Origin of the sequence: Natronorubrum tibetense GA33 (genome assembly GCF_000383975.1) — an archaeon.
Lineage (GTDB): Archaea > Halobacteriota > Halobacteria > Halobacteriales > Natrialbaceae > Natronorubrum > Natronorubrum tibetense.
This window is the reverse complement of the sequence record NZ_KB913017.1, coordinates 2380498-2401341: the sequence shown is the minus strand read 5'-3', so window position 1 is coordinate 2401341 and position 20844 is coordinate 2380498. Positions and strand designations below refer to the sequence as shown.

12 protein-coding genes and 1 pseudogene are annotated in these 20844 nt (G+C 62.2%); 6 read left to right on the top strand and 7 right to left on the bottom strand.

Going from position 1 to position 20844, the window contains the following annotated elements; translation table 11 throughout:
• The first annotated feature begins 136 nt into the window (after window positions 1–136).
• Window positions 137–1795, top strand: a complete 1659-nt coding sequence (locus tag NATTI_RS0112510; protein ID WP_006089806.1) for a hypothetical protein — start codon at window positions 137–139, stop codon at window positions 1793–1795.
• A 187-nt stretch (window positions 1796–1982) separates the two neighbouring features.
• Here the strand turns inward: NATTI_RS0112510 and carB are convergent, their stop codons facing one another.
• Complete coding sequence (carB, locus tag NATTI_RS0112500; protein WP_006089805.1) at window positions 1983–5213, bottom strand: carbamoyl-phosphate synthase large subunit; 3231 nt, start codon at window positions 5211–5213, stop codon at window positions 1983–1985.
• A gap of 201 nt (window positions 5214–5414) precedes the next feature.
• Between carB and NATTI_RS0112495 the strand changes: the two genes are divergently transcribed.
• Together NATTI_RS0112495 and NATTI_RS0112490 are read left to right on the top strand one after the other, a co-directional pair.
• A complete protein-coding gene (locus NATTI_RS0112495) occupies window positions 5415–8318 on the top strand; it encodes a hybrid sensor histidine kinase/response regulator (protein ID WP_006089804.1) in 2904 nt (967 codons plus the stop codon).
• 170 nt (window positions 8319–8488) lie between these two features.
• A complete protein-coding gene (locus NATTI_RS0112490) occupies window positions 8489–10717 on the top strand; it encodes a PAS domain S-box protein (protein WP_241434319.1) in 2229 nt (742 codons plus the stop codon).
• Between the two features lie 41 nt (window positions 10718–10758).
• Here the strand turns inward: NATTI_RS0112490 and NATTI_RS0112485 are convergent, their stop codons facing one another.
• The 5 genes from NATTI_RS0112485 to NATTI_RS0112465 all read right to left on the bottom strand — a co-directional run bounded on the left by NATTI_RS0112485 (window position 10759) and on the right by NATTI_RS0112465 (window position 14743).
• Window positions 10759–11295, bottom strand: coding sequence for a DUF5815 family protein (locus NATTI_RS0112485; protein WP_006089802.1), 537 nt, complete (start codon window positions 11293–11295; stop codon window positions 10759–10761).
• 66 nt (window positions 11296–11361) lie between these two features.
• Window positions 11362–12234 carry an ABC transporter permease subunit gene (locus NATTI_RS0112480; protein ID WP_019991853.1) on the bottom strand — a complete coding sequence of 291 codons (873 nt, stop codon included), beginning with the start codon at window positions 12232–12234 and terminating at the stop codon, window positions 11362–11364.
• Window positions 12231–13148 (bottom strand): ABC transporter ATP-binding protein, encoded by a 918-nt coding sequence (locus NATTI_RS0112475; RefSeq protein WP_006089799.1) that lies wholly within the window; start codon window positions 13146–13148, stop codon window positions 12231–12233. Before NATTI_RS0112475 ends, NATTI_RS0112480 begins: the two co-directional genes overlap by 4 nt.
• 155 nt (window positions 13149–13303) lie before the next feature.
• Window positions 13304–14218, bottom strand: coding sequence for an ArsR/SmtB family transcription factor (locus NATTI_RS0112470; protein WP_006089798.1), 915 nt, complete (start codon window positions 14216–14218; stop codon window positions 13304–13306).
• 114 nt (window positions 14219–14332) lie between these two features.
• On the bottom strand, window positions 14333–14743 hold the full coding sequence (locus NATTI_RS0112465) for a DUF7124 domain-containing protein (protein WP_006089797.1): 411 nt from the start codon (window positions 14741–14743) through the stop codon (window positions 14333–14335).
• Window positions 14744–15611: 868 nt separating this feature from the next.
• On the opposite strand from NATTI_RS0112465, the gene NATTI_RS0112455 reads away from it, so the two are divergent.
• The 3 genes from NATTI_RS0112455 to NATTI_RS0112430 all read left to right on the top strand — a co-directional run bounded on the left by NATTI_RS0112455 (window position 15612) and on the right by NATTI_RS0112430 (window position 19579).
• The gene (locus NATTI_RS0112455) at window positions 15612–16472 is read left to right on the top strand and encodes an IS5 family transposase (protein ID WP_006089795.1); all 861 of its coding nucleotides are present in this window, start codon (window positions 15612–15614) and stop codon (window positions 16470–16472) included.
• A gap of 530 nt (window positions 16473–17002) precedes the next feature.
• Window positions 17003–17617, top strand: a complete 615-nt coding sequence (locus NATTI_RS0112440; protein WP_006089793.1) for a GAP family protein — start codon at window positions 17003–17005, stop codon at window positions 17615–17617.
• 321 nt (window positions 17618–17938) lie between these two features.
• Window positions 17939–19579 (top strand): MFS transporter, encoded by a 1641-nt coding sequence (locus NATTI_RS0112430; protein WP_027119140.1) that lies wholly within the window; start codon window positions 17939–17941, stop codon window positions 19577–19579.
• Between the two features lie 230 nt (window positions 19580–19809).
• Here the strand turns inward: NATTI_RS0112430 and NATTI_RS0112425 are convergent.
• A pseudogene (locus NATTI_RS0112425) lies at window positions 19810–20640 on the bottom strand (IS5 family transposase).
• Window positions 20641–20844: the final 204 nt, after the last annotated feature.

Genomic DNA, 20844 nt, shown 5'->3' with positions numbered 1-20844 from the left:
TCGAACGGTATCGACTCGCGAATGACAGGATCCAAATGATTTACTGGATGGATGACGCGCTATCGAGTATGGTCCCCGAACTACCGTGTCCCTCCCCGCTGATGTGCAGTCGCCACCGCTGCGGTGATGTTCGCTGATGTCGCGCGTTCCCTTCCTCGTCGCCACGACGGAGTTTCGACGCACGGTTCGAGCGGTGTCGAACGAGCGCTCGAAGCTGTTCATGATGGGGCTGCTCGCGGCGGTCATGTTCGGTTCGATCGTCGTCGCCGGCGGCTACCTGCTGCCGATGCTCGGCGAGCAGTTCGCGGACGGCGTCACGCAGACGGAGGCCACGACGGCGACCGAACTCGTCACCGGCGGCGTCGCCGTCGCCTGGCTGTTTCTGGTGTTCATGGCGGGAATTCGGGCGTTTACGGCGGCCGCGACCGTCGATAAACCGGCCTTTCTGCTCACCTCGACGCCGCTCCGGAACGTCGTCGTCGGCGTCGTCGGTGCCGAGATACTCCTGTTCGGAAGCTGGCTCCTTCCACCGGCCGTCGTCCTCTCGATCGCATTCGCCTCCGGAACGGGGACGCTACTCCCAATTTTGCTCGTGCCGCTCGTGGTCGTCCTCGCCCTCTGTACCGCCGTTCCCGTCGGCTTCGTGGTCGGTGTCTGGGTCCGCCATCTGGTTATCGTCTACGAACCGATCGCCCGGTACCGAATGGTGATCTTCATCGCGTTCTGGGTGCTCTACTTCGGTGCCATCGCCACGGGACGGTTCAATCTGGTCATCGACCAACTGTTCTACGCCCTCCAGGACAGTCCCCTCGGCTGGCCCGGCCACCTCCTGTTGCTCGGCGTCCCAAACGTCGCGGCCTCGAGCGCCACCGCCTTCGGGGCACTGCTCGGCGCAGCGGGGCTCGGCGCGGTCGCCGTCGCCGTCGGCATCGCCTCCGCGCGACGACACTGGTTCGCCGATCCCGCGCGGTTCGAAGAGCCTGAGGAGTCGGTGACGGACTCGTCGGATCGACTCGCGAAACTGCTGTCGTACGGTCTGTCGCGACCGATCCGGACGGTGGCGACGACCGCGATCCGCCGAACGAAACGGGCACCGATCCGACTGGTCTACGTCGGTTATCCGTTGCTGGGATCGATCGCGTTCGTCCAGGAGATCGCCCGAACCGGAACCGTGCCGACCCACGTCGCCGTGATCCTCTCGCTGTACATCGTCTGGGCCGCCGGCGCGCTGTTCACGCTCAACCCGCTTGGCGATCTCGGGCGCGCGCTGCCCGCCGTGGTCGCCTCGCCCCTCGCCGGCCGACAGGCGATCACGGGACTGGTCGTCGCCGGCGCGCTCGTCGCCGGCCCGGTCGCCCTCCTCGGCTCGCTCACCCTCGGCCTGCTCAGTCCGCTCTCGCTCGAGCACACCGTTGCGCTGGTCGTCGCCACCACCGTCGGCGCGGTCGCGACGCCGGCGCTCGCGACCGGCGTCGGCGCTGCCTTCCCCCGATACGGTAGCGTCAAGGTGACGAACAACCGCGAGGCGGTGATGCCGAGCAAAACCGCCTTCATCGTCTACTCGGCTTCGATCATCCTTACAGCGATCGCCGCCGCCGTCCTCTACGCCGACGCGCCCGGTCTGATCGCCGACCTGTTCACGGCAGTGACGGCGTGGACGCCCGGCCCCGAACTGGCGGTCTCCGCTCGCGGCATCACGATCTCCGCGTGGACCGTCCTCGTCGTCGGGCTCCTTGCACCCCCCGTCTCGTATCTGTTCGCGATCGAGGAGTTCGACTGGTACACGCTCGAGTGAACGTCGAACGGGCGATCAGACCGTCGTCTGTTTCGATGATCGTCGACTGTCGGCTCCGACTGCGGTGTTTTCGATACGGACCGCGGAACCGTTCGGTAACAACAACACTCAGACGCATCAGAAACGGCGAATCATTTTGCCGGTCGTTCCGTCGAACGAAGACCGCCGATTGTCGGTCTAACCGACGCTATTCCGCTCTGCCCCACTCGCCGGACCGCTTGGGGCGGTCGGTGATCGACTGGACATCGATCGGTTCGGCCTTGGCCTCGAGCGCCTCGAGCGCGGCCGACGCGCTCGCGGGCGTCGAGAAGTACGTCACTTCCTCTTCGACGGCGACCTCGAGGAGGTCGCGGTCGCGGGAGACGATGAGGTCGACCTTACCCTCGCGGACGGCCTGTGGGAGATCGACCTCCTCGCAGAGATCGAAGTGGTCGGTGAAGCCGTCGACGAGCGCGTCGCCCGCCTCGGTGTCCGGATCGGGGAACTTGTCCGCCGAGAGGTCGATAATGGCGGTTCCGGACTCGGGGATCGGCTTGTTAGTCGCGTCCTGGGCCTTGTCGTAAGCCTTGCCGAATGTGTCGGCGCTACCCATGACCTCGCCGGTGGACTTCATCTCCGGGCCGAGACGCGGGTCCGAACCCGGCAGGCGGTCGAACGGCAGGACGACCTCCTTGATCGAGGTTTGCTCGGGGATCTGCTCGTCGATGTCGAGGTCGGCGAGGGAGGTGCCGGCCATGACCTTCGCGGCGATCTTGGCGATCGGGACGCCGGTCGCCTTCGAGATGAACGGAACGGTACGGGAAGAGCGCGGGTTCGCCTCGAGGACGTACACTTCGCCGTCTCTCACCGCCAACTGGACGTTCAGCAGGCCAACCGTGTCGAGCGCGTCCGCGATATTTTCGGTGACTTCGCGGACGCGAGCCAGCGTGTCGTCGTCAAGCGAGCGCGGCGGGATCATACACGCGGAGTCGCCGGAGTGGACCCCGGCGGCCTCGACGTGTTCCATGATGCCGCCGATCAAGACGTCCTCGCCGTCGGAAACGGCGTCGACGTCGAGTTCGACCGCGTCCTCGAGGAAGTCGTCGACGAGGATCGGTTTCTCCGGGCTCACGCGGACGGCTTCCTCGATGTACTTCTCGAGTTCCTCGTCGTCGTAGACGACCTCCATTGCGCGCCCGCCCAGCACGTAGGAGGGGCGGACGAGGACGGGGTAGCCGATGTCGTGGGCGAGTTCGAGCGCCTCCGTCTTGGAGAAGGCGGTTCCGCCCTCGGGCTGGGCGATCCCCAGCTCGTCCATCAGCGCGTTGAAGCGGTCGCGGTCCTCCGCTAAGTCCATCGCTTCGACGCTGGTTCCCATGACCGAACACTCGAGGCCGCGGCGATCGATCTCGTCCTGCAGCGGTTCGCCGATGTTGACCGAGGTCTGGCCGCCGAACTGGACCATCACACCGTCTGCGCCGGTCGCCTCGGCCACGTCGGCGACCTCCTCGGCGGTAATCGGTTCGAAGAACAGCCCGTCGGAGGTGTCGTAGTCCGTCGAGACCGTCTCGGGGTTGTTGTTGACGACGTGGGCGTCGATCCCCATCTCGCGGAGGGCCTGAACTGCGTGGACCGAACAGTAGTCGAACTCGACGCCCTGCCCGATACGGATCGGGCCGCCGCCGACGACGATCACGCTCTCGAGATCGAGGTCGACCTCGAGTTCGCCCGAGGCGGCCTCGCCCACCAGCGGGCCGGACTCGAACTCGTTCTTGCGCGAGGAGTAGTAGTACGGCGTCTCGGCCTCGAACTCGCCGGCGCAGGTGTCGACCTGCTTGTAGGTGCGACCCGGTACCTGCTGTTCGACGGTGTCGACATCGACCTCGCCGCCCGCGGCCGCAGCGATCGAGGCGTTGGTGTGGCCCGCGATAGCAGCCTCGGTGAAGTCACCCTCCTGGGCGGCCAGCGTCGAGTCGGCGATGCGCTTGAACCGCTCGGTGTACCACTCGAAGATCCCCGTCAGTTCGACGACCTCGTCGACGGTGTAGCCGCGTTCGAAGGCCTCGAACAGCGCGTAGGGACGGTCGGGGGAGGGGCGCTCGAGGTAGTGTTCCTCGAGTTCTTCGTCGCTGACCTCGGCCCAGTCGACGTCGGGTTCGTACTCGCTCGACCGGAGCGCCTTCAACAGCGACTCCTCGAAGGTGCGCCCGATGGCCATCGCCTCGCCGGTCGACTTCATGGCGGTCGTCAGTTCGAAGTCGACGTCGTCGAACTTGTCCTTGGGCCATCGCGGAACTTTCGTCACGACGTAGTCGATCGCGGGCTCGAACGCCGCGGTCGTCTCGCCGGTGATCTCGTTGGTGATCTCGTGGAGGCGCTTGCCGAGGGCGACCTTCGCGGTCACGCGAGCGATCGGGTAGCCGGTCGCCTTGGAGGCGAGCGCGGAGGAGCGGGAGACGCGGGGGTTGACCTCGACGACACGGTACTCGCCGCCGGGCGTGCCGTCGTCGCGCCAGGCGAACTGGATGTTACAACCGCCCTGAATGCCGAGTTCGCGGATAACGTCGAGCGCGGCCGTACGCATCTCCTGATGCCCTTCGTCGGGAACCAGTTGGGAGGGCGTGACGACCGTCGACTCTCCGGTGTGGATCCCCATCGGGTCGATGTTCTCCATGTTGCAGATGATGATACAGGAGTCGTCGGCGTCGCGCATGACCTCGTACTCGTACTCGACCCAGCCCGCGATGGACTCGGTGATGAGAACCTCGCTGTTGCGCGAGAGGCGCAGCCCCTTGCGGACGCGGGCGAGGAGTTCGTCCATCTCGTGGACGACGCCCGATCCCGACCCGCCGAGGGTGTAGGTCGTGCGGGCGATGACCGGCAGCCCGCCGACTTCCTCGACGGCGGCTTCGACGCGCTCGCGAACGTCCTCGTCGCTGAGTTCGGTAACCGACTCGCCCTCCTCGAGCGAGATCGTCGTCGATGCGGGGACCGGCTGACCGATCTTCTCCATGCGCTGGCGGAAGAGGTCGCGGTCCTCCGTCGCGTAGATGGTGTCCAGCGGCGTCCCCATGATCTCGACGTCGTACTCCTCTAAGACGCCCTCCTCTGCCAGTTCGGCGGTGACGTTCAGCCCGGTCTGGCCGCCGAGGCCGGCGATGACGCCGTCGGGACGTTCCTTGCGGATGATCTCGGCGATGGCCTCGGTGGTGATCGGCTCGATGTAGACCTCGTCCGCCATCTCCGGATCCGTCATGATCGTCGCGGGGTTCGAGTTGACGAGCACGACTCGAGCACCCTCCTCCTGGAGCGCCCGGCAAGCCTGTGCGCCCGAGTAGTCGAACTCGGCGGCCTGTCCGATCTGGATCGGGCCACTGCCGATCAGCAGAATCGTGCGTCCGTCCCCAGTCTCGCCCTCGCTCTGGTGGTCCGTACTCATTTTGCTTGTCGAATCGGAGTTCGCACATCGTAATAAGCCCCACGATACAGTACGAATCTCGAAATCGATTTTCGAAATTCGAACTGGAGTGCGATCTGTCAGCGCAAAAACCGGAAGCCTCGCGAAACCGTACGCACGCCGCTGTACTGGTGCAACGAGTCCGCCGGCCCGAGTTCCGGACGACTACGTCGGGTGTCGAAAATGGCCGAATATCTTATCAGGACGCCGTTACTGATAGAAGACGACGAAATGCCAGAGTCCGGGAGTTGCGGTGACGCAGCGCTGGATCCCGTTCTGTACCTCGATCCGGATCCCACCGATCGAACACAGACCGCGATGACACTCGAGGCGGACGACAGCACGCTCACGGTCGAGGAAGTGCCGACGACCGCGGTCCTTCGCGACGCGCTCGCCGACGAGACGAGCGAGTACGCGTGTGTGGTCACCGAGTACCGCCTCGAGGAAACCGACGCGCTCTCGCTGTACGACTCGCTCCGGGCGGCCGGTCTCGCAACCGTCCCGATCGTGCTCTACACCGCCGACGGCGACGAGAAACTCGCGAGCGACGCGATCACGGCCGGGCTCTCGGGGTACGTTCCGAAAGGGCGAGACGACTCGATCGATCGGCTCCGCGAACAGTTGCGAACGATTCTGCGGGCAGACCAGATCGACGAGATCGGACTCGATCTCGAGGACGTCCGCGACGCCGTTCGGGCGCTCGAGTCCTGTTCGACGGTCGAGGAGACGTACCGACTCGCGGTCGACGCCGTCGACCGGCTGCTCGAGAGCGACGCGACGGCGATATTCGTCGAGCGAGACGATCCCGACACGAGCCGGATCAGCGCCGACTTCGCACCCGTCGTCGCCGCCGGTACGGACGCCGGGACGACGGCCATTCAGGAATCGACGTGTGAGGGACTGGTCGAGCAAGCCCTCCGGACCGATACGACCGGCGTGATCGATCCGAAGACGTATGCCAGCGATGGCGAGTCGACCGCCGCCGACGTTCGCTCTGTCGTGAGCGTTCCCGTCAACGGCGACACCGTCCTGCAGACGATTTCGACGACGCCGAACGCGTTCGACGGCCACGCGGTCAGCATCGTCAAACTCGTCGCCGCGACCGTCGCCTCGACGGTCACGCGGATCCAGTCGGAGCGAGAGCGCCGAGACGAACGCGACCGCTTCGCCGCACTGTTCGAAAGCGTCCCCGACGCGGTACTACTGCTGAACCGTACCGACGGCGTCCGCGTCGTCGCGGTCAACCCGTCGTTCGAGGAGTTGTTCGGGTACGATCGCGACGCGCTCGACGAGCACGGCATCGACGAACTGCTCGTCCCGGCGGGAAGCGAGGAGATCGACGTCTACGAGTCGGCCGGTCTCGAGTCCGTCGTTACGGCCGAGGTCGAGCGCTGTACGACCGACGGTCCCCGGGACTTCCTCTTTCGCGGCTTTGCGACCGAGATCGCCGGCGAGATCCACGAGTACGCGATCTACACGGACACGACCGAGCAGAAACGTCGCGAGCGGAAACTCGAGCGATACCGAACGCTCGTGGAAACCGTCGACGACTCGATGTACGTCCTCGATGCGGCCGGGAACGTCGAGATCGTCAACGAGGCGATGGCCGACTACTTCGGCGAGCCCCGCGACGCGATCGTCGGCGAGCACGTCACCGAGTTCATCTCCGAGGCCGAACTCGAGGAGCGGTGGGCGCTCATAGAGGAGATGCAGGCCAGCGACGACCGACGGAGCGGTACCATCGAAACGACCATCGAATCGCCGAACGGCTCGACCTGTCACATCGAGGATAACATCGCGCCGGTGCTCGACGACGACGGCCAGTTGCTCGGCAGCGTCGGCGCGATACGCGACATCACGGCCCGGAAGGAACACGAGCGCCGAATCCGGCAGCTACACGACGGAACGCGCCGGTTGATGGCCGCGACGGGAAGCGACGAGATCGCACGTATTATGACCGACATCGCCAGCGAAGCGATCAATCTCGACCTCAACTCGGTGTTTCTCTACCAGTCGGATATCACGACGCGGTCGGCCGCAGCATCGCCGCCCGACCGCGCGACTGGGGAACCGGCTTCCGAGGACGGGACGACACCCCTCGACGACTCGAACGGCGGGCTCGTCCCCGCGGCGATGAGCGACCGCGCTCGCAAACTGTTCGGCACCGTCGGCTACATCGAATCCGGCGGCGGTATCGCCTGGGACGCCTACGAAGCCGGCGAGGCGATCGTCCACGGCGACCTCCGTCGGGCACCGAACGTTCGCAGCCCAGAGACGCCGATCCGAAGCGAGGCCCACATCCCTCTCGGCGAGCACGGGATCTTCATCGTGAGTTCACTCGCGGTCAACGGCCTGGATTCCGAGGCGTTGACGCTCGCTAGAATTCTCGCTGCCAACGCCGAGGCTGCCCTCGACCGCGCCGCCCGCGAGAGCGAACTCGCCGATCGAAGCCGCGAACTCGAGCGTCAGAACGATCGCCTCGAGGCGTTCGCGAGCACGGTCTCTCACGACCTTCGGAACCCGCTCACGCTCGCGGCGGGCCACCTCGAGAACCTCGACGCTCACGTCGACGAAGGCGGGGAACAGCACCTCGAGGAGATCGCGTGGGCGCTCGACCGGATGGACGAACTCGTCGAGAACGTGCTCGCGCTCGCCCGGAGCAGCCAGCGGCTGACCGAGACGGTCGCAGTCGACCTCGACGCCGTTCTCGATCAGGCCCACCGCGCGGTCGATCCCACACTCGAGGTGGTCCGCGACGGCTCGCTGCCGACGGTCGACGGCGACGAGAGTCGACTCCGTGCGCTCTTCGAGAACATTCTACGTAACGCCCGCGAACACGTCGGCGACGACGTGACGGTGACGGTCACCGCGACCGCAGACGGGTTCGCGATCGAGGACGACGGGCCGGGGATACCGGCCGACGAGCGCGACGACGTCCTCGAGTGGGGGTACAGCACGGCGGCCGAGGGAACCGGGTTCGGACTGGCGATCGTCTCCGAGGTCGTCGAGGCCCACGGCTGGTCGATCTCGCTCGGGGAGAGTGCGAGCGGCGGGTTACGGGTAGCGATCTCGGTCGGGACGCCGTAGCGGCGGTCCAGCCGGTTCGCCAGCGGGTGTTCAGTTACTCATCCAGCAGTTGTTCGGCCGATTTATTCTGCCCGATTCCAATTGATTCAGTCGCCGGAGGCAGTATCACAACGCGGCCTGTCCGTGAGAGCGGACCCAATCTATTTCTCCGTACTGGCAAAAGGGGAGCCATGAGACCGACCGGTGACTCACCACGCGCGGACGGCCGGCCGGAGCGAATCCGCGTTTTACATGTGGACGACGACCCGGAGTTTGCAGCGCAGTTCGCCGAGGGACTCGAGCGGGAAGACGACCGGTTCGAGACGACCATCGCGACGACCGCACGGGAAGGGCTCGCGCGCCTCGAGACCGATCGAATCGACTGTCTCGTCTCGGAGTACGATCTGGTCGACATCGACGGACTCGCGTTGCTTGAACGCGTTCGCGATCGGGACGAGCGCGCGCCGTTCGTGTTGTGTACCGACGCCGGGTCGGAAGCGCTCGCCAGCGACGCGATTGCGGCGGGTGTCACGGACTACGTACAAAAGGAGACCGCCAGCGGCGAGTTTCCGGTGCTCGCCAACCGACTCGTCAACGCGGTCGAGACGGCGCGCACCCAGCGCCACCACGAACGCCAGCGTCGGGCGATCGAAACCGCACGGGAGGGGATCAGTCTGCTCGATCCGGACGGAACGTTCGTCTACGTGAACCGGGCGTACGCGGAGTGTTTCGGCTACGAGCCCGCGGAGTTGATCGGCGAGCACTGGGAACTCCTGTACACCGACGAGGACGCCGCGACCGTACACGAAGAGGTGCTCCCGACGGTACGCGCGGAAGGGTACTGGCACGACGAGTCGACCGGCGTTCGAGCGGACGGCAGCCGGATCGTCGTCGACCACACGCTCTCGACGACCGATCGGAACGGACTCATCTGTACCCTTCGAGACGTTACGGATCACAGGGATCGCAAGCGCGATCTGGAACGCTACGAGACGATCGTCGAGGCGCTCGGCGATCCGGTCTACACGATCGATTCGGACGGCCGCTACGCGTTCGTCAACGACGCCTACGCCGAGATAACCGGCTACGCGAAAGCCGACATCGTCGGGAAACCCGTCTCGTTTCTGCTCGACGAACCGTCCGTCGAGCGCGGGACTGACGTCATCCGGGAACTCCTGACCAGCGCGTCGGGACCGAGCCAGCAGACCTACGAGATCACGGTCGAAACGAGCGACGGAACGCGGATTCAGTGTGAGGACAACGTCTCCCTGCTCCCGCTCGAGGACGGCGAGTATCGCGGTGCTGCCGGTGTCGTCCGGGATATTACCGCTCGGAAGGAACGCGAGTGGGAACTCGAGCAGTACGAAACGATTCTCGAGACGATTCCCGATGAGGTGTACACGCTGGATGCCAACGGTCGGTTCACCAAAGTCGTCCCGCCGATCGATTGCGATCGGACGGTCTCGGGCTACAAACCCGAGGAACAGATCGGCGAACACGTCTCGCTCGTCATCGACGACGACGATATCAGGACCGGCGAAGCGATAATTGCGGAGCTGTTGGCCGACGACGACCGCGAACGGGGCTCCTACGAAATTACGCTTCGCACGAAAGACGGCGACCGGGTGCCGAACGAAAACCACCTCGCGCTCCTCCCGATGGAGGACGGCGAGTTCCGAGGAACCGTCGGTGTCCTCCGCGATATTACCGAGCGCAAGGAGCGCGAGCGGACGCTCAAACGGCAGAACGAGCGCCTGGAGTCGTTCGCCAACGTCGTCTCCCACGACCTTCGAAACCCGTTGACCGTCGCCCAGGGACAGCTCTCGCTGGTGCTGGAAGACCGCGATGACGACCGACTCGAGACCGTCGCCAAGGCCCACGACCGGATGCAAGGGCTGATCGACGATATCCTGACGCTCGCACGCGAAGAGAAACCGATTGCAGAGTGCGAGCCGATCGAGCTGGCGGTGTTCGCCCGTCGGTGCTGGCGATACGTCGAAACGGACGGCGTCGGACTCGAGACCCCGACGGACGCCGTTGTCCGGGTCGACACGCGCCGGTTCGAACGGCTGTTAGAGAACCTGATGCGAAATGCGGTCGAGCACGGTACGGCGCGTCCCGACCAACGAGCGCAACCGACTGCTAACGGGGGCGAACCCATCGATGTCGGCGTCACCGTCACGGTCGGCGACCTCCCCGACGGGGAGGGCTTTTTCGTCGAGGACGATGGCCCCGGAATCCCGAGCGACGAGCGCGAGCGCGTGCTCGAGAGCGGCTACTCGACGGCAACCCAGGGGACCGGCTTCGGACTCGCGATCGTCGACCGGATCGCTGACTCACACGGCTGGTCGCTCACCGTGGCCGAAAGCGACGCCGGGGGCGCGCGCTTCGAGTTCCGCGGCGTCGAAACCCGTCGCTGACGGTCGTCGGTTCGCGGGTCGTACTCGTCGGATACTCGAGCCTACAGTGCGCGGTCGTGTTCGCTCTCGAAGTCGCGCTGGAGACGGTACTGTTCGACGAACTCGCTCACGTCGAACTCGAGCATCTGGGACTCGAAGTCGGTGACGGCGTTGTCGTCTTCGGCGTGGCTGATCGCGTGGTCCATGAGTTCGACGACCAGTTCGACGATGATCTCGTGGAGCCGACGGGAGTCGAAGTCGGTCACCCACAGCATCGCGTAGCCGACGGCACCGTCGTCGCTCGCGTCGTAGGTGGCGACTTTTTCGGGGAACTCCTCCATGACGACGCCCAGCAGGTGGGGCGTGCCGAACTCCTCGAACTCGTCGGCGGGTTCGATCGTCTCCTGGAGAATCTCGACGAGCGACTCGGGGAAGAATCGAGAGGGGGGATGGACGTCGGTGACGACGGCGTGGCTGTCGCCGCAGCTACAGGAGTACTCACGCATTCCGAGGTCGATCTCGTGTGGATCGAGGGACTTCCCACAGGGAAGTTCGAGCGTTCGATCGCCGCCGGAACCCGGGACGCGGGGCTCTGCCATTGGGCGTCTTTCGGCCGGCCCGGGCATAAGCGCGACGACTCGAGGAAAATCGACGACGCCCAGATCTCAGAGGTCGGCCGCGTCGAACCGGTAGTAGCCGACGGCGAGCGGGACGACGAGCCACAGGGCGAGGACGAGGATGCCGACCTCGGGGGTCGCGTAGAACGGTTCGGCCTCGGCGGCGCTCACCTCGACGCCGGCCCCGGATCCGGACGGGTCGGCACCGACCGTCTCCGCGAGGTCTGGCAACAGGGCGACGATCGTCGTGAAGTACGCCGACGAGGGCGAGAGCTGCATCACGGGGTACACCCAATCGGGGATCGTCGTCGGGAGCGAGAAGCCCTCGACGACGTAGAGGATCCCCATCGGGACCACGTCCCAGAGCAACTCGAAGACGACGAAGAAGCCGAGAGCCAGCGTCGTCGCTCGCGAGGTCGATCCCGTCGTGGCCGAGATCCCGACGACGATCGCCGCGTAGATCGCGGCGAACGAGAGCGTGACGAGGACGAACACCAGCACGGCGAGAGCGTCGAACTCGCCCAGCAAGACGGAGCCGAAGCCGATACCGACCACGAGACCGACGCTGAGCCCGAACGCGAGAACGGCGGCTCGGCCGATCACCTTTCCGACGAAGACCTGGCCGCGAGTCGTCGGCAGGGAGAGCAAGAGCTTGATGCTCCCGAGTTCGCGCTCGCCCGCGAGGGATTTGTAACAGACGACGATCGCCGCCAGCGGAACGAACAACCCGGTGAGCCCGATCGTGAAGAAGATCAGGCCGCCGAACGTCGCCTCCGCCTGCGAGCCCAACAACGCCGGGGCTTCGACGTACGCGTACGTGGAGACGATCGAGAGAACGACGAAGACGCCGACAAGCGACCACAGCGCCCGTGACTGGACGGCGTCGCGGAAGTCCTTCTTCGCGACGGTGAGACAAGTCACGCTTCGACCTCCTGGCCCGCGTTCGTGTAGCGGACGAACAGATCCTCGAGCGACGATTCCACGACCGAGAAGTCCTGAACCGCGGCCACCTCGTCGATGGCGTGCAGGACGGCGAACTTCGAGACGCCGTCGACGGACACCCGCAGGCGTCCGTCGTCGATCGACGCGCTGCCGACGCCCTCGAGGGCCTGTACGGACTCGAGAACGCGCTCGTCGAGTCCCGCAACGTAGACGTACAGCGTCTCGCCGGTTTCCGTCGAATCGCGGAGTCCGTCGATCGTGTCGACGGCGACCAGCCGGCCGCGGTTGATGATCGCCACGCGGTCACAGACCGCCTCGACCTGCTCCATGATGTGACTCGAGAAGAAGACGGTCGTCCCGCGCTCGTTCTCCTCGCGGATGATCTCGCGCATCTCGCGGGCGCCGTTGGGATCTAGCCCCGTCGAGGGCTCGTCGAGCACGAGCAGGTCGGGATCGCCCACGAGCGCCATCGCGAGGACCATCCGCTGGCGCATCCCTTTCGAGTAGCCGCCGGCTTTCCGGTCCGCGGCGTCGGCGACCCGGACCCGTTCGAGCAGGGCCTCGGCGTCGTCGTCGACGCCTTTCATCTCGATGGCGAACTCGACGTGCTGACGGCCGGTGAGTCGGTCGTAGACGTGGTAGGCGTCCGGCAACACGCCGGTTCGACTGCGAACGATCTCACCCTCCGTCTGCGCGTCGTGGCCCAGCACGGTCGCGGTGCCCGCGGTCGGACGGATGAAATCCAACAGGATATCGATCGTCGTCGACTTGCCCGCGCCGTTCGGACCCAAGAATCCGAAGATTTCGCCCTCTTCGACGACGAGATCGAGGTCGTCGACGGCGACGACGTCACCGAAGTGTTTCGTCAGCCCGTCGAGTTCAATCGCTGCCATACTCGAGCCTCCAGAGCGCCGCCGCGGTATCGGTCAGCAAATCGGAACGCATACACACTCATGCGAGCCGGCTGGGATAAATATTGTCGTTTGAATTACATATTGTCAGTCGAGCAACTCAAAGACATTTGAGAGACCGCCAGTCAGCGTCGTACTCAGTCACCGCTGCTCGGCTCAGGGATGGCGGTGAAGGAGTCGTCGATTTCGAGGTGGAGGCTCTCGTCCTCGAGCGTAATTTCGACGGTCACCTCGAGCGGGTCGACGCTGTCGACCTGCGTCGAAACCGTCTCGCTCACCATGTACTCGAAGAACTCCCAGAGCGGACACTCCAGCAGGGAGATTCCGTGCTCCCAGAAGAAGCCGACGGCAGCAGGATGGAACGCCGCGGTCACCTCGATCGGCATGTGGATCGCGAGCCAGCACTCCCGGCACGTATGCGAGAGCGCGTAGAACGGCCGCCCGTCGTACTCACCCGTGTCCGGTTCGTGGCTGTCGACGGCGGTGTCGATCGGTCCGTAACACTCCGGACAGACGCCACCCCTGACCAGCGTGTACGTACTCCAGATCCGGGTGCCGACGCTGTCGACGATGGCTGCCGCCGAGCGGTGTCTGGTCTGGCTCCGGGGAAGCATATCGTTCAGCAGGGTCGCCTCACAGGCGTCACACCGAACGACGAACCGCTCCGTATCCATCGTCGCAACGAGCGCAGACGTCTCACAGAACACACAGACCCCGTCCACCTCGACGTCGTCGAAAGAGGGAGTACTCTCGTAGGCACCCGAGAGAATCGTCCGAACGAGTTTGTCGCCGCCGTAGGTCAGCCGGTAGCCGTCGGGCGTCTCGACGACGAACGTATCGGTCAATCGATCGAGGTGATAGGAGAACTGGGACGTGCTCTCGAGGTCGACAGCCTCGTACAGCTCCGTAAACGACATCGTCGCCCACTGCTCCAGACACTCGTCTTCCTGCTTGACGAGCGCGAACAGAATCTCGAGGCGCGTGCGGTTACCGAGCGATCCGATCGCGTCGACCATATCATCGTCGACGTGGGACTCGAGTGCAGGGCTCATTGGTCGATACGCACCGAACGCTGTGAAAAGTGATAATCGTTCAGATACGGGTCCCGGAGCGGGCGAAAATCGAAACCGACGTACAGGAGGTTCGAAATCGCCGCTGTCGGCGAGCTACGGCCAGTCGTCGCGAACCGGTTCGGCGTCGTCCGCGTCATCTTCGGCGCTCGAGGCGACGATCCAGTCAGCGGCCTCGGCCGCGTCTTCGACGTCGAGATACTCCCAGCCGACCTCCTCGGCGAGTTGTTCGTCTTCCTCGCTTGAAGCGATCAGGACGTAGCGATCGGTATCGAACTGATCTTTGACGCCTTCTAAGCTCTCGGCTTTGCCGCGCGGGCCCGAGAAGAAATCCTGTCGGATGCGGTTCTTGCGCGTGAAGTTCGTCACCACGTAGGTGGGCTTCTCGGAGACGACGCCGATGTACTCGGTCCAGCCCCTCGCGTCTTCGAAGACGCTCTCGGGCGACGCGAGCTCTTTCAGCGCCTCGAGTTCGAACGCCAGGGTCATGTCGCTACCGCCGTTCATACGAGAGTGAAGACGCGCACGGGGGAAAACGGCTTCGATACTGCCGACTAACTGGGTGACGGTGAACGATCGACACGACGACAGCCAGTGGATCGCGAAAACGTCACCGAAGGGCTCGAACGGTGGGCCGAAACTGATCACTTACCCTGCTCGAGATGGATATCTAGTAGCAGTTTTTGTACCCGTAACGGTACGTACAGGCGAAGGAGTTACCGCAGCTATTGATGTCGGTACAGCGTATGTGTCTATCGGGAAAGAGCAGCCACCAAGCAGGATTCTCTATAAAAAAGGAAAGCCCCTCTAGAGGGTTTATAGACGCTGTTTTGAAGCGATATACCTCCGAGTGCATCCGACAGTACCACGCCGATACGGGTGTAAGGATTATTGACCACGTTGATCCAACAGCACTCGATCAGCTCGTCACCGAGAACAACGGTGGCAGCGCTGTTAGTGTAGATCTGACGGACCACAACGACCACCAGTACGATGTGCGAATACAGGATTCTGGCTCTGTTGAAATCCTTAGAACATGATAGGTTTGGTACCCTCTGCGGTAAGTACATGACCGGTACCTATCGATCGCTCTCCTTTACCGAATCATCGAAAGCAGACTCGGGCAGGGTGAATTCACCCGTCTCGGGATCGACGAAATCTCGACCAAAGAACGACCGAAGCGCCATCCTTGCGCCGATATACGTTCCGATCACGACAACCAGAAATCCGATCAATATCGTCCAGAGCATAGCTATTCGTGCGTTTGATACACTAAAAGGGCCTTGTTTAGACGCTCAAACTTCAGCAGTGTAGAGCCAATCGAATTCGTATCGCCGTGCTAGTAGCTCGATGAAAATGCCAAATCTACTAGGAAGTGAAGCGGGATGGGTTCGTTGTGCACACGAAGACCTCCCGCTTCACAGAGAAGGTTGTGTCGCTCGCCCAAAAAGCCGTCGTTGGCCAGCCAGCTCCGGCCTACCGTCCGGGAGAAGAAGGTTACGCTGACTGGGTGATTCTCGCCGTCCAGGGGTTAAAAGAGTATCTCGGCCACCCGTACCGGAAGCTGATGGACGTCCTCCGTGAGATGCCGAGAATGACGAAATCACTCGGATTGACGCCTGAAACGGTCCCACACTTCTCGACGGTGTGTACGCGAAAGCAGGCGATTCCAATGAAGCGGTGGCGAGCGATTCTCGATCAGTCCGCCGAACTGTATGATCTCGGTGATGTGCAGGCGATCGACGCAACCGGTGTTGATCGCGTCCAAGCTAGCCAGCACTACGCAAAACGGACGGACTACACGTTCGAGGCGGTGAAGACGACGCTGCTCATTGATTGTAAAACCAGTGCGATTCTCGACATACACTGTTCGATGAAACAACCGCATGATACACAGGTCGGCTGGCAGGTGTTAGTGCGGAATCTCGACAAGTTGGCGACTGTCGCTGCCGATAAGGGCTACGACTGGGAGGAGCTTCGCACGAGATTGCGTGCGGAAAGTGTCACACCGCTGATCCCGCAGCGAGATCCTGGAATGCGGGGATGGTCGAGAAATTTGCTCATCAAGGATCGAGCGTATCACCAGCGTTCGAACGCTGAATCGGTATTTTTCGGTCTTCGGCGCAGATACGGCGATACACTCTGGTCGAGGAACTGGTTCGGTCAATTCCGTGAGCTTGTCATGAAATCCGCGGTCCGAAACATCGAACGCGCCATCGAGGACTCACACCCGTAAGATCACGCGTTCAAACAAGGCCTAGAGAATCTATTCAACACCCCACAACTGCTGATCTCAGGTCGAAACTCGTGAACTAACTATTCAGTAGCACTGATTGTTTCGATTCTTGTCACGAATCTGCCCGTTACCATCACGAGGTACTCTCCTTCGGCGGCGTCGTCCCACACGCCCCGGGAGTCGTCAATCGTCTCTCCGACCGTGATGAGCGCATTGCGGATTCCCTCGAGCGATTCCTGATCCCAGTTGGGTGTCTCGAACGTTCCGGGCGACCGTTGACTCGCCGTGATCGGCACCGTGTCAGCGGTGTCCTCATCCGCTTGATTTTCAGCAACAACTCTGGCTATCGACGATCTCTCACAGGAGTGGGCTATAATGTCGGTGGGCAGTGTATTCGGTCGAAAGTCATATGAGTATAATCAACTACCGACACTCGAACCGTGGTTTCCGATCGACGTCAGTTCTAGCCGTGAGCCGACAATCTCGAGTGTCCACGGACAGGCCGCGACCATGCGTGTAATCCTCGACCGATGAACTTCCTGGTGGTTCTCCCCTTGGTATTCGTCATGATCGGCGGGCCGCAAATCCTCAGCGCCATCTTTCTGGCCACGAGCGAAGACTGGCGACGGAATTCAGCCGCGTTCGTCTTCGGTGCCTCTCTCTCGATCAGTCTCATCGTCACGCTCGCGTATTATTTCGGCAGTGGCGTTCGTCAGGGCGGGTCGAATCGGCTGGTGCACCTGCTCGTGCTCGTCGTTCTCCTTGCCGCGATGGTGAACGTCTACCTGAAGCGCGAGCAATCGGAGCCGCCGACGTGGATGGGCAAACTCGAGACTGCGAACCCGACGTTCTCGTTTCGACTCGGATTCCTGCTATTGGGATTCTTTCCAACCGACATTCTCACGTCGATCACCGTCGGGACCTACCTCGCGAGTCACGGCGATCCGCTGTGGTACGCGGCCGGGTTCGTCTTACTGACGCTATTGTTCCTGGCCGGTCCATCGCTCGCCCTGGTTACGATCGGTAACCGTGCGGAGACGCTCCTTCCGAAGGTTCGCACCTGGATGAACACACACTCGTGGATCGTGAGCGAAATCGTGATCCTCATCTTCGTCGTGATCACTGTCAACAACATCGTCGGGTGATCCTCTATTTTCAGGCGCTCGAGGAGAATTCTCCAGGCACTTCACGAGACTCTCCACAGGAACCCTCGATGGGGCTGAAAAGTAGCGTTCTGACGATGAGGGGGTGTATCTCGCCTTCTCGATCACATTCGCTGGTAGTATAAAGACACTCGGTGTCTCGCCAGTCGCTGACCAATCGACGTACCTGACCACATCCCGGTTATTTGGCGGTCAAAAGCATGAGACCACTCTATGACCCCGGACGAGTTTCCTTCAAAGGGGGATACGTCTATATCTAAGGAGTTGCGGACGAGGGTACAGTACTGGGCTCCGGCAATCGCCGTGAGTCTGACAACGTTCATCGTGGTTGTCAACGCCTCCCTGATGAACGTGGCGATTCCCACGATGGTGGACGAATTCGATACCACGGTCACCGTGATTCAAGGGGCGGTTTCACTCTACTCGCTGGTGATAGCTGCGCTAATTCTCCCAGCCGGTACGCTGCCGTCTCGGCGTAGTCCTCGGCGTGTGATGGCAGTCGCACTGACCGTCTACGCCGGCGGAACGCTGGTGGCGGCGATTAGCTGGAACACGACGGTCCTCTATCTCGGCTGGTCACTCGTCCAGGGTTCCGCGGCCGCTGTGATATTTCCCCTGACGTTCACTGTATTGACAGTCAGTTACGAAGACGATGACCGGGCAAAGGCGTTCGGCCTGCTGGCTGGCGTTCACGGGGTTGGATCGACTCTTGGACCGATTATCGGTGGGGCACTAACCACGTACGCAAGTTGGCGCTGGGGATTTTCTCTCCAAATCCTCGGTGCGGGGATTATTCTCTTCTTCGTTCAGTACGTGACTCCGAACCCGCTGTCGGAATCGCGCAGTTCGCTGGATAAAGGTGGGACGGCACTGTCCATCGTCGGTGCGACGTCGCTCGTCGCTGGATTCCTCCTGAGCGGAAAGTACGGGTGGTTGGTCGAACGGCGGCCGTTCGTCGTCGGCGAGATGCAGTTCAATCCGTTCGGGACGTCGCCGGCGATCTGGTTTCTCGGGGTCGGACTGCTCGCGTTCGCCGCGCTCGTTCAGTACGAACACCGACTGGAACGCGCCGGGAAGTCGCCGCTCGTTCCGCTACACGTACTGACGAACCGCCCTTTTTTAGCCGGCATTATAACGTACAATATACGCTCGATAGTCTCGGCCGGCTTCATGTTTATCTTCCCGGTCTATCTCCAGGCAGTACTCGGGTACACCGCTTTCGAAACCGGACTCGCGCTGTTGCCGTATTCCATCGCATCGATCCTCTTTGCGACGTTTACGACCGGCTGGCGGAAATACATCTCACCGAAGACGCTCGTCCAGGTCGGCATCGTGTGTATGGGCGCTGGACTGCTGGTACTGTACGAGCAGACGGGTCCCGGTCAGACGATCGGCCGGATGCTTCTTCCAGTGGCGCTTTACGGGGCCGGTGTCGGACTCATCGTGGCACAGATTGGCAATATGACGATGTCAGCTGTCCCGACCACGGACTCCCCCGAGGCATCCGCCGTCCTGAACGTGAGCAGTTCGATCGGATTCGCCCTGGGGACAGCGGTCGTCGGCTCGTATTTTCTCGGACGGTTCTACGGGAGCGTCGTCGACGGGGTCCTCCGAGCGGAACACGTGACCGTTTCAGCGTCGCAACGAAACGATCTGGTGATCGCCCTCGAGGACGCAGCGGAGACGGCGACCGAAGCCACACAACAACAGTTTCTGGACCGACTCACTCCGACACAACAACAGTTGCTCGAGGAGATCTTCGAGGCTGCGATGTTCGACGCCCAGCGGGCGACGTTGCTCCTCCTCGTACTGGTCGTGTTGCTCTTGCTCGTCGCATCGACGTTCTTGCCACGGGAGATACCAGAAGCCGACGAACGAACCGACCGCTCCGAATCGCCCCAGGGTTCGACACATGAAACGTCTGAAACAGCCGTGGAGGACTGACCGAAGACGCCACGCCGGCCGCCTCGGATTCGAGCCGTTATCCGTTCGGACGGCTCAGCGAGGTTCGAGAGATCGCAGCTGAAACAGATCCGTCCCCGAGGACGACCGTCTCACTCGATCGGCTCGGCCTCGGGAAACTGATAGCTTCCATCGAGAACCTCTTCACGTGGTCGGTAGAGTCGGACGATATAGCGCCAGCGGTCTTGTTTAGACGGTCGATATCATCAGATTTAGGCCCTGAGCGATTGTTCGATGTTTTTCACGGCGGACTTAAGGACGAGCTCTCGGAACTGTCCAAACCACGTTCTTGTCTTAAGTGTCGAACCGAAACGTTTGCGCAGTGCGAAAAATATCGATTCTGCGATAGACCGTTGATGGTAGGTTTCATCATCAATCCTAGCATTGTGTGCGGCGTCGAGCGAGTAGAACTCACGGTGCTTGATTACCGGTCTAATTCCCTCGTTTCGCAGCATCTGCCGGAGTTCATCCCAATCAAACCCTTTGTCAGCGACGACGGTATCTACGTTGTTCAGGTTTCTTTTCAGGACTTGTCACGCAATCTGCGTGTCATGTGGTAGGTTCACCGAGCAGTGTACGTCGAGAATAGCCCGCGTAGAACAGTCTACGAGAATAGTGGTCTTAACCGACTCAAACGTTCCTTTAACGCGCTTTGCGTAGTTATGGCTGGACGAGCGATGAGCGATGCTGGTTGAGTCGATTGCTTGGACCTCTCCGGTATCGAATAGTTCCGCCGACAGCTGTAACAGCATCCGCCAGACGGGCATCTTGAGATCTTGTTTTCGAGCACAAACGGTGGTGAGGTCCGGCAGCTCATCCGGTGAAAGACCGAGTTTGGCGACAATAGCAGGCATTTCTCGAAGAACGTCTAGCAACCGTCGGTAGGAGTGATCGAGGTATTCTCGAAGACCGTGGATCGCTACGATCACCCAGTCGGCGTAGCCATCTTTTCCTTTGCTGAGAGGTTCTTTCGAACCGCTTCCGACAGCTTTTTGAGACAATTCGACGCATCGTTCGGTGAAGCGGGCCAGTTTGGAGTGCACATCCACCTGTGCTCGCTTCATTTCCTAGAATTCTCGACATAGAGGCAATATTACTAGCGTCTAAACACGGCCCACTAAAAGAGTACACAATAAGCACGTGTAGTGAGCGTGCGTTTCACGCTAAAATACACCTGAAGAATAGGATTTCAACAAAACCAGGATTCTGGACGCCTCGTTATTGAGCAGGTCATGTAGTCAACAGCA

Excerpts from the sequence above, each read along its gene's own strand:
- NATTI_RS0112510 (WP_006089806.1), top strand. The coding sequence starts at position 137 with ATGTCGCGCGTTCCCTTCCTCGTCGCCACGACGGAGTTTCGACGCACG.
- NATTI_RS0112485 (WP_006089802.1), bottom strand. The coding sequence starts at position 11,295 with ATGGCAGAGCCCCGCGTCCCGGGTTCCGGCGGCGATCGAACGCTCGAA.
- NATTI_RS0112470 (WP_006089798.1), bottom strand. The coding sequence starts at position 14,218 with ATGAGCCCTGCACTCGAGTCCCACGTCGACGATGATATGGTCGACGCG.
- carB (WP_006089805.1), bottom strand. The coding sequence starts at position 5,213 with ATGAGTACGGACCACCAGAGCGAGGGCGAGACTGGGGACGGACGCACG.
- NATTI_RS0112440 (WP_006089793.1), top strand. The coding sequence starts at position 17,003 with ATGAACTTCCTGGTGGTTCTCCCCTTGGTATTCGTCATGATCGGCGGG.
- NATTI_RS0112475 (WP_006089799.1), bottom strand. The coding sequence starts at position 13,148 with ATGGCAGCGATTGAACTCGACGGGCTGACGAAACACTTCGGTGACGTC.
- NATTI_RS0112495 (WP_006089804.1), top strand. The coding sequence starts at position 5,415 with ATGGCCGAATATCTTATCAGGACGCCGTTACTGATAGAAGACGACGAA.
- NATTI_RS0112490 (WP_241434319.1), top strand. The coding sequence starts at position 8,489 with ATGAGACCGACCGGTGACTCACCACGCGCGGACGGCCGGCCGGAGCGA.
- NATTI_RS0112465 (WP_006089797.1), bottom strand. The coding sequence starts at position 14,743 with ATGAACGGCGGTAGCGACATGACCCTGGCGTTCGAACTCGAGGCGCTG.